General features: G+C 67.4%; 2 protein-coding genes and 1 pseudogene. 1 reads left to right on the top strand and 2 read right to left on the bottom strand.

From position 1 onward, the window contains the following. Positions 1-197, top strand: a pseudogene (locus U9978_RS23150) (hypothetical protein); the annotation flags it as partial. A gap of 471 nt (positions 198-668) precedes the next feature. On the opposite strand, the gene U9978_RS23145 reads toward U9978_RS23150, so the two are convergent. Together U9978_RS23145 and U9978_RS23140 are read right to left on the bottom strand one after the other, a co-directional pair. Continuing rightward, positions 669-1,448 carry a polymorphic toxin-type HINT domain-containing protein gene (locus U9978_RS23145; protein WP_322763261.1) on the bottom strand — a complete coding sequence of 260 codons (780 nt, stop codon included), beginning with the start codon at positions 1,446-1,448 and terminating at the stop codon, positions 669-671. Positions 1,449-1,735: 287 nt separating this feature from the next. Beyond that, complete coding sequence (locus tag U9978_RS23140) at positions 1,736-10,411, bottom strand: DNRLRE domain-containing protein (protein WP_322763260.1); 8,676 nt, start codon at positions 10,409-10,411, stop codon at positions 1,736-1,738. Between the last annotated feature and the right edge of the window lie 63 nt (positions 10,412-10,474).

The following is a 10,474-nucleotide window of genomic DNA, read 5'->3' as shown; positions in this document are numbered from 1 at the left end:
CTGTGCGGGCATACCGATACCTTGTACTGTTCTCAGCTGCGGATGGCAGGGATACTGGCGGAATTGCCACGATCGATATTGATCCGACGAGGTTCGAATCGCTGGAGCGACTCGATCGGGATCCGGATGTTCGGAGGGCGCTTGCCCGGATGTTCTCTCTTGCGATGGGCGGGATTTCGATGGTCTCGAAGAAGTAGTGGGCTCGGTCGCGGTAGGGACGGCGGATTCAACCGGTCGAGGCGAATGTTTACTAAGAATCCTGAAGATCCCGAGTTGATTTCACCCCGAAACAGGCAACGACCGAACCCAGTTCCGGGTCCAGGAAGAGCTGGAAGTAATATCCGCCTCGACGTCGATCATCGATGAACCCTATTGCAAGCTCGGTACCATCATAGGCACGAAGTGCATCGAGCGCTTCAGTGAATCCAAACGAAGGTTGGCCAGAGCGTCGGGTTCCGCGCTCTCGCCTCTCATAGATAGAGATAAGACGTTGGGTTGCGACGCCTTCAGGCCAGACTTTGTAATCGACGCCCGCGCCGAGGGCAGCTCGAGAAAGAAGCCGCACGCCATCAGCCCCGGCGAGGAGGTGCGCGAGATGACTTCTTTCCACGGAGCTCTCCAATGAATCTGCGAACTCGCCTGTTCTCAGATGGGCGCCCAGCAGCGGGCTACCCACCACCGCCCGGCCTGAACCATGGCCCCTTGTTGATACTGATCTCTGCACCTTCAATGACCCCGCGCAGCGCATGCTCCGACTCCTCATACACTTCATGCTCGGTTCCATGAATTCGAACGTTTCTCCCGGCCGGGACACTGGCGTGAGGAATCCGCATTACGATCCCTCCCGGACCAAGCTCCTCGGCCGCGTCAAGAGCGACGTCCTCGTAGTAGTGAGTCCACGAAGTGAATTCACTGTCAGTATTGCCGCCTACGTGCCGACCCGGATCAGAGTGACCACCGTGTGGTACAGCGCGCCCTTCCAGCGCATCGTCATACTTTGGATGCCCATTCGGAACTCCGCGATACAGGTAGCCATCTCCTTCACCACAGTTGTGGACGAGGATCGGGGTGGCCCCCGCCAGCACATAGTACGTGTGCAGGTCATCAACCGTCAGGTTGTACACCCGCTGGTGAGCCGCATACGTCCGGACCACACCGACCTGCACGAACGTGCCCGCCGACGTCCGCAACAGAGCACCCGAGGCCACGTCCCTGGCAGCCACCCACCGCCCCAACGACTCCACCCAGAACGGATGACCATCCGTCGCCACGATGACCTTGTCGCCGTCGGCGGTACGGACCGTCACCTCAACCAGGGCCTTATCCCCCTCACCCACGATCACATCGGTCACCGTGCGGACCTCGGTCCGACCGGTCGCCGGATCCGTCGCCACGACCCGATCCCCCACCTTCACCTCCCGGATCGGCCTGCGGCTCCCATCCGCCATCAGAACCCCGGTAGCCCCGTCGAAACTGTTCCGCGTGCCACAGGACTCACCGGCCAGGCGACCGTTCCCCCCAGCGCCAGAAGCAGGACCGCGAGGCAGAACGGGCTGGCAGCTCATCGCCAGCGGAACAGCCCCCGGCGAGGCCGCACACCCCCTGGAAAAATCATCCGGGTTCAACGTCTGCGGACCAGGCGCACCAGCCCGCTCTGCAGCCGACGCCGTCGGGACCTCCGCGGCCGGCGGCCTCGCATTAGCCGCCTCCCGCGGCCGCGGCAGGTTGTCAAACGTCAACCCGGCCATCGCCCGGTCCGCCGCCGCCTTCGCGTCGAACGCCGGCACCGCCGGCAACGCCACCGGCCCCCGCGGCTTGGCCGGCCCCCGCGGCTTGGCCGGCCCCGCGGCTTCACCGCCGGCCTGGACACCACCCGCCTACCCGCCCGCGGCACCGCGCGGCGCACTCCGCCGGACGAAACAAACCCATACTCCATGGAAGACGAAGCAAAGAAATACGCATCATACGAAAGGAACGTAAAGTCCAGACCCGTCGTGTCGTATGAATCAGCCGTATCGTCCGGAACCGCCGTTTCGTACGGAAGGAGCCTATAATCAAGCTCGTCTTGATCGTTTTCCCGATCGCGCCTATCCTTACTCTTACTCCTGCTCTTGGAACGCGGCTTATACCGCGGCGCAATCTTCCCTCCCAGCCGACGCGGACCCCCATAGAAATCAAGAGCCAGATTCCCCGCCTCAGTTAAACCTGTTGTGATGGCTTCCCTGGCTACTTCGTAGACGTACCGTCCCAATTTTCCAGGCGCAACATACTTATCGATGAGATCATCGACCGTGTTCGGCGAATGGCCGGACGGGTCGTTGTAGGCCAGCGGGTTCGCGTTGCCATACACATACCGATTGACACCGGCGGAGCCCGACAGCGGCAGGTCGATGCTGTCCCGGGAGAGGAACCCGCCGGTCCCCGGCGTATACCAACGCGCCTGCGCCGACACCTTCGCCGTCGCCGGATCCGTCCACGACCCCTGAAACCCGACCCGCACATTCGCACTACCCGCGGTGGTCGCCACGCCGAACGGATCAAACACCTTCTGATCGCTCAACCCCGACCCGCCGGCCGGGAACGCGGCCACCACATCACCATGGATGTCAGCCAGCGGCGCCCACGCCCCACCCGAGGTACCCAGCCCGATCAGATCCCCATCCGGGTCCCGGGCATACGTCGACGTCCCATCCCCGACCGGCTCCTTCTCGGTGCCTGCGTAGGCCAGCGCGGTACCGGCACGCACCGCGAGCCGATCCAGACTGTCGTAGCCGTAGGACACCGTCCCCGACGTCGTGTCCGAGACCAGCCGGTCGAACGCGTCGAACGTCGTCGTCGCGGTCGACCCACCCGCGGTCCGGGTCGTCCGGGTCCCCCGAGGGGTATAGGTGTAGGTCGCGGCGCCATCGGTGAGCAGCCGGTTACGCTCATCAAAGCTGGCGGTGGTGCCGTTGACCGCGGTCCGGTTACCCGCGCCGTCCCAGCCATACGTCGTGGTCGCCCCGGCCGGGTTGATCCACGACGTCAACCGGCCGGTGCGGTCATAGCCGAAACTCTGACTCCCCGACCCCGCCAACCCGGCCGGACTGAGCGTTTCGCTCAACCGGTTGTCGTTGGCGTCATAGCCATACGTCGCCGCCCGCAATGTCCCACCCGGCCCGGACAGCGTGTCGCTGACGGTGCGGCCAAGCTGGTCGTAACCGAAACTACGCACCGCCCCACCAGCGGCATAGCCGACCGAGGTCAACTGCCGCGCGTCGTCATAACCCAACGTGCGGGTCCCACCGGTGGCCGCACCCGTCGTCGACGTCAGATCACTGCGGTTGTTGTAACCGAACGACGACGTCCCCGCCGCATCCGACCGCGAGACCATCCGACCCGAACCGTCGAACCCGAACGTGGAGGCCCCCGCCGGACCGGCACTACCCGTCAGCAGATCCCGATCGTTGTAGCTGAACGTCTGCGTCCCCGACGGATGACCCACCGACGTCACCCGACCCACCAGGTCATAACCCACACTGCGTGACGCCGCAGTTGCCCCACCACCCGACCCGGACTCGGCGGTCAACCGGCCCAACGCATCAAACGTCCGGCTCCGACTCACCCCACCCGGCGCGGCCAGCGTCACCGGCAGCCCACCGACGTCATACGACGTCTGCCAGGTCCGATCCGCGGTCGCCGGATGCGCGACCGTGGACGGCTCGATCGTCTTCTCCACCAGGCCCAGACTGTTGACCGTCGTGACAGTGGCGTTGCCGCGGCCGTCGGTCAGCCGGGTCCGATGCCCCGCCGCGTCATACCCCGCCGACGTGGTGATCGAGGTGGAGGCGGTCACCGGTTCGACCAGGCTGCGCAGCTGGTCGAGCGCGTCGAAGCTACGGGTCGTGGTCCAGCCGTTGGCATCGGTGTCGGAGGTGGGGTTCCCGGCCGGGTCATAGCCGAAGCTCGCCGACCGCAACTGGGCGTTGGCCGACGAATACTGTGCCACCGTGCTCCGCCGCCCGGCCCGGTCGTAGGTGACCCGGGTGGCCCGACCCAGCGGATCCGTCACCGACGCCACCCGACCAGCCAGGTCATAGGCGTAGGCGGTCAGCTTCCCCAGCTCGTCGCGTTCCTGCACCAGCGCCCCGGTCGCGTCATACACCCCCGTCCACGCCGCCTGCGAGGCGATGTTCACCGGTGCGATCACCTTCGTGACATTCCCGGCATCATCATGATCCGTATAGGTGGTGAACGTCGCCTGCGGCGAGCGTTCCGTCGCCGTGCTCGCCCACCGGCGGTCCAGATCGTCATAGGCGAAAAACGTCCACGCCCCCACCGCACTCACCGTCGCGGTGACATTCCCGGCGTCGTCGTACTCCCACCGGGACACCCCCGCCGGCGACCCGGCCACCGCCGGCTCGGTGATCTGCACCGGCCGGTTCCGCCGGTCATACACCACCGCCGTCGTCTTCCCCCGGGTATTCACCTGCGTCAACCGGTTACCGTTGGCGTCATACGTCCACGACTCGACCGGACTCACCGCGGCCCCGCCGGGCGGGGTGTACGAGGGGTGGGTCACCTGGATGACCCGGCCCAGGCGGTCGTAGCCGCTGACCGTCACCAACCCCCGGGCATCCCGGGCGTGCGTGGGCTCCCCGAACGTGTTGTAGCCGACGTCGGCGACCGGCCTGGCCGTGCTCGCCGCCGCCCCGTCCTGCTCCACCGACACCGGCGGCGCCGTCACCTGCGACAACCGACCCGCCGCATCCACCGCGCTGTTCGTGACGAACGCCGGGTTCGGCGCCCCACCCGCCACATACCCCCGCGGATCCGCGGTCCCGGTCACCACCCCCCGCTGATCCCGCAGGGTCGTCGTCACATACGTCGCACTGCCATCCCCGAAAACCGTCCGCGACGTCGGCCGGGAAGCATTGTCATAACCAACATCGACCCGGCCGGTCGCGGACGTCCCCGCCGCCCCGGTCACGGTCGAAAGCACATTGTCGTTCGCGTCGAAGGTGACGTCGGTGGTGCGGGCCAGACCGTCCGGGTCCACCGTGCGCCGGGTGACGCGGCGCGCCGCGTCAAAGGTGTCAACGACCCGCAGCCGGCCGCCCCCGGTCACCGTCCAGATCGGATTCGCCGCCGAGTCGTAGGCCCGTTCCGCCAGCACGATGTCCCGGGCATTCGCCGTCGACAGCGTGCCGCTGACCGTGTCCGGCGGCCGGTAACCCACCAGAATGTCCTGCCACGGCAGATCATCCAGCCAGTAGGTGTGGCGCACCGTGCGACCCTGCGCATCGGTCACGCTCGCCAGGCGCCCCGCCGGATCGTAGGCCCGCGACTCCACGACCACGTCCCGCGCCGCCGACCCGCCCACCGGATCATCCACAAAATTGCGCACCGTGGTGGTCGCCGGCAGGTTGCGCGGCGTGTACGCGAACGCCGTCACCGTCCCCCGCGGATCGGTGATCGTGATGACATTGCCGTTGTCGTCGTACGACCACGCCGTGGTCGCCGCCTCCGGGCTGCCCGCCGCCTCGGTGCTCTGCGTCGGCCGATCGGTGTTGTCATAGGTGACCGTGTGGGTCCGCGCCGCATCCCCGCCGGTGGCATCCGAAACAACGGTCTGACTGAGGTTCTCGTTCAGGTCATAGCTGTGCGCCGTCACCCGGGTATGCGTCACCCCACTGATCGGATTGACCACACCGGGTTCGGTGATCTGCGCAACCTGCGACAACGGGTCATAGCCGATGGTGGTGGTCAGCCCCGACGGGAAGGTGTCGGAGGTTTCCTTAGCCGTGATCTGCCGGCCCAACTCGTCGTAGGTGTAGCCGTGAGTCAACCCGGCAGGGTCCACCACGCCGCGCAGGTCACCCTTGCTGTCGTACGACAAGCCGGTGACCTTCCCGCGCGGATCAGTGGTCGACAGCAGCATGTTGCGCGGCACCGTGCCCCCACCGGTCGCCGCCTCACCCCCGCCGGCATACACCCAGGCTGTGGTCCGCCCGGACGGGAAATCCGCGGTCGCCGGGGTCGTCTGCGCGGTCAGGTCCCCGAAGGGGGAATAGGTGTAGGTGGTGGCATAGGTGTTGTCCGTCGCCGAGGTCGAGCGGGCGTCCCGCGCCACCGTCATCAGATCGTTACGGGGATCCCCCGGCGCCCCGGAGAAATAGCTGTAGTACTCGCTGTTCGCGAACGACGTCCCCTCCCACACCGCCCGTACCGTGGTCCGCTTCAGCACATTCCCACGGTCATCGGTGTCCATCGTGAGCAGGTTGCCGTTCTCATCGGTCACCTGCACCAGGAAACCGCGGATGTTGTAGGCGAAACGGCGGTCTCCCAGCTCATCCCGATGCGAGACCAGCTGGCCGTTCCGATACTCCCAGTCCTCACCGTGCCCGCGAGGATCCACGACCCGCACCACCGTCGTCGGGGACGTGCTCGTCACCGTGAACGTGGTGCGTTTACCCAGCCCGTCCTCCCGCCACGCCACCGTGCCATCGAGGTTGTAGCCGATTGTCTCAGCGATGTTCCCCCGCGGCAGCCGGATCTGCCCCAGCATCCCGTTGTATGCATACGCATACGTCGTGGGCGTCGATGACCGCGGTGAGACCACCGACGTCAGGTTGCCGCCCGAATAGCCATACGACCAGACCAGTGGCCCGCCGTGCGCCGCTACCGTCCCAGTCGACACCTGACTGACATGACCATTCGCCCACGTGAACGCCAACGCCCGCCCGCTGGTGCTGTTCAACACCTGCGTCAACCGGCCGTTGGCGTCGTAGGACAACACCAACGCCCGGCCGGCCACATCCGTCACCGTCACCAGCCGGCCGTCCGAGCGGAACGCCGACACCGTCCCGGACTTGTCCGCCACCACCGTCGCCGCCGACAACACGACGTTGTCCAGCCGGCCCGAGCCGGTGGTCTCGGCGAACAGCCCCGCCCGCGTCCCGAACAGGACCGCCGGATCGGACACCGCCAGAATCTGGCTGCCGTTGCGCGCCACGGTGATCGACGCCCCGCTGGTCGTCACGGTCAGGGTGTCCGACGTCGTGCAACACGACCCCGCCGCCTCCGCCACGGTGGTCTCCACCCCGCCGACCCGTTTGATCAGCCGCCAGCGGGTCGACGCCGGCACCGCCACCAGCCGCCAGAAGTTCTCCGCATCCGCCACCCGGAACGCCAACCCCGCACCGGCCTGGGTCACCGGCATCGTGAAACTGAACACCCCGTCCACCGCCGCCGGCGCTACCAGCAGGTTGCGGCTGCCCGCCGCGGCGGCCAGATACGCCCGATTGGCGTCGATCCCCCAGGTGCCGGCCAACGCGGTCCACGCCACGCCGCTGTCCGCCGCCCCGGCTGTGGTGGCGGAATTCGCCCGGGTGAACGCATCCCGATGCTGCCCGTCCAGGATCGTCAGCGAACCGATCCGCCCCGCCCCGGTCGACAGCGCATACACCCCGGCCCGCGTCGCGGTCTGCAATGCACTGTCGCTGGCAGTCACCACCACCCGGCCGTTCCGCGACACCGCAATCGCGCTCCCGGCCGTCATCACCGCGAACACGTCCGCCGCCGCACAGCAGGCATTCGCCGCGGTCGCCACCGTCGACGTCACCCCACCGACCCGCTTGGCCAGCACCAGCTGATTGGCAGACGGTTTGGCATACAGCAGCCACATGTTGTCCGCGTCCTGCACGCGGAAGGCGACACCCACGTTGTCCTGTGCCACCGGCAGCGTGAACCGCACCGTGCCATCCGAGCCGGCCGGCAGCACCGCCACACTGCGCCCCGACCCCGCCGAGGCCAGATAGGCATCGTTCCCCGCGATCCCCCAGATGCCGGCCAGCACCTGCCAGCCCTCCCCCGTGTCCGCCACCCCCAGCGACGAGGTCGAATCCGCCCCGGTAAACGACGCCACCCGCGCCCCCGGCGTCCACACCGACGAGTAGTAGCCCGGCGACGAGGCATACGACCCGTCCGGGTTACGGCCGAACCGAGACACCCGCCCGTCCGGATAGCTGACCGCGATGTTGCCTTCGCCGGCCATGTCCGGCGCGATCCCCACGTCGTACTCCGACGACCAGCCCACCCCGAACAGCCCGTCGACCGGATTCCGGTTGTTATACGTACGGGTCACCCCGAGCGCCGGACCCACCCCCGCCACCGACGCATCCGTCGTCGACGTCACATAGTTGCCCACCACCGGGGTCACGCTGGCCACCGTCGGCGCATACGGATCGGACCCGAGATGGGCCGCCGTCCCCGAGCCCGGGACCTGCAGGGTCAGACGAACCGGCGGAGTCGGATCACTGGGAATCTGATGGTCACCCGACCAGGCCCGCCAGTAGTACGTCTCGTTCCAATAGAGAACGCCCTTCGGCGGGCTCCACGAATTCGACGCGATCCACCCCGACGACCAGCACTCACCCGAATTCGCATCCGACCCGGTACACAGCTGGAAGTTGTAGTCCACCCCCTGCCCCGGATAGTTGTCCGGATCGCTTCCTGACAACGTCAACGTCGGGGTCGTCGAGAATGCCAGAGCGCCGTCCGCCGGAGAGACCACCGATACCACCGGTGGCATGTTCAGAACCTCGGTGCCCATCGCCCAAAACGTCACGCCCTGCTCGGAGAAATAGGTGACCCCGTAATGCAGCATGTCCCAGCGCAGCACATACTGCCCCGGCGGCAGCGGGTTCACCGTCGCCAGCACGTCAACCGCCTGACCCGGGTTCACCGTCACCGGCAGCTGCGTGCCGTACCCGTCGTACTGGACCACGTTCGTGTTCGACGCGTCGTACACATGATAAGCCAGCATGTAGTTGCTGTTCGCCGGCCACGGATCCCGACCCCGGTTCGTCACCCTGATCCGGATCTTGCCTTGCTGGTTGTTGGTCAGCTGCTGCTCCCAGACCAGCCCGCCGGGGGGAGCCGCGTACTCCGCGTCATACGGGGTCCACTCCACCCGCAGCAACGGATCGATTTCCGGCCCGGACTGCGTGGTCGCGAACTTCCGCCACCCCCGATTGTCCGCATTGTTCACCGACCGGACCGTGAAACCCTCGTTCGACCGGATCCCCCGCGTCCAGTCCTGCACCCACTCGGTCAACGCCGGGCTGGTCCAGTTCGCCCAGGTCGACGGGCACGCCGACCCGTCCCGGTACGCGAAACTGCTCCGCGCCAACTCCGGACCGTATGCCGCACCCGGCCAGTCCTTCATCGTCATGCCGTTCCACGCCTGCGTCACCCCGTACACCGCCACCGGCACCGAGGCGTCACACGCCGCCCACGAATGGAAGTTCCACAGCGACATCGCCGCATTGACCACGTTCACGTTCTGCAACTCACCGACACCGGTGAAATGCACATAGCTGGCATTCGGATGCACCCCGGCGTCATACGTGCCCGCCCGCATCTCCACATCCGACCCGTGGTTCAGCGAATACCCCTGCGCCACATACGTGTCATCGGCCTCGGGGTTCATCCACGTCGTGGACGGATCGACCCGCACCGGAAACACCCGCGCCGGATCCGCCAGCCATTCCTTGTCGAGATCCACCTGGAGCGCCGGCCGGCCGTCCGCCCCCGTCACCAGCGTGTAGGTCACACCTTCCGAATACGCCCCGTCCCCGACGTTCGGATCAACCGCGGAATCCTCCATCCACCCCGCCGGGATCAACGCCCGCACCACCCCGGACCGGTCGGTCAGATTCACCGCCCCCGTCTGCGGATCCAGCGCCGCGGTCAACCCCCGCAACGCCAACGGAAACACCCACCGCGCCGGCGCCGCCGCCGAATGCAGGACCAGCGTCTCCTTCAACCCCGACGTCGTCGCGGTCAACTCCACATCGGAAAACGGCCGCACCCCGCGGTAGGACGCCGTATCCCCCGCCACCACCGCCCGTACCGACGCCGCCTGCTCCAACCCGAACCCCACCGACGTTCCCGGCGCCACATCCAGACGCCCCAACTCGCCGTCCGTCGCCACATCCGCCACCTCGGTGCCCCGCGCCGCCACCTTCATCCGATGCCGACCACCACCCGCCGCCGGCACCAGCTCCGTATCGATCTCCGCCCACGACCCGTCCGCACCCCGCACCCGCTGCGGATGCGCGGAAAACTCCGACGTGAAACTCCCGTCCGGATTCTGGAAGACCTTCGAGTTCTCCGTCCGCCGCTCGGTCACCTCCACCCGGCCCGGTGCCGGCTGCCCCTTGCGCGCCAGAACTGAAGACGTCAACCCGTCCTGCTCGACCTGGCCGAGGGCCCGCGGAGCAGACGCCACCGGCGGAGCCGACGCCGGGCCGGCTCCCGGCGTGGCGCCCTTCACCGTCGTCGGCACCGCACCCGCCACCGCCGGCACCCGCCCGCGCAACTCCTCCGCCGACGGCGCCCGCCCCGACTGCGACTGCCCCGTGGTCACCTGCGTCGCACGGCCCGCCGCGCTCCCGGTCGAACTCTGCGGCAACGCCGCATTCCGGAACGG

This window comes from Protofrankia sp. Cr2 (assembly GCF_963555885.1).
Classification (GTDB): Bacteria; Actinomycetota; Actinomycetes; order Frankiales; family Frankiaceae; genus Protofrankia.
Note: the sequence above shows the minus strand (reverse complement) of the source record. Positions and strands in the feature narration are given on the sequence as shown.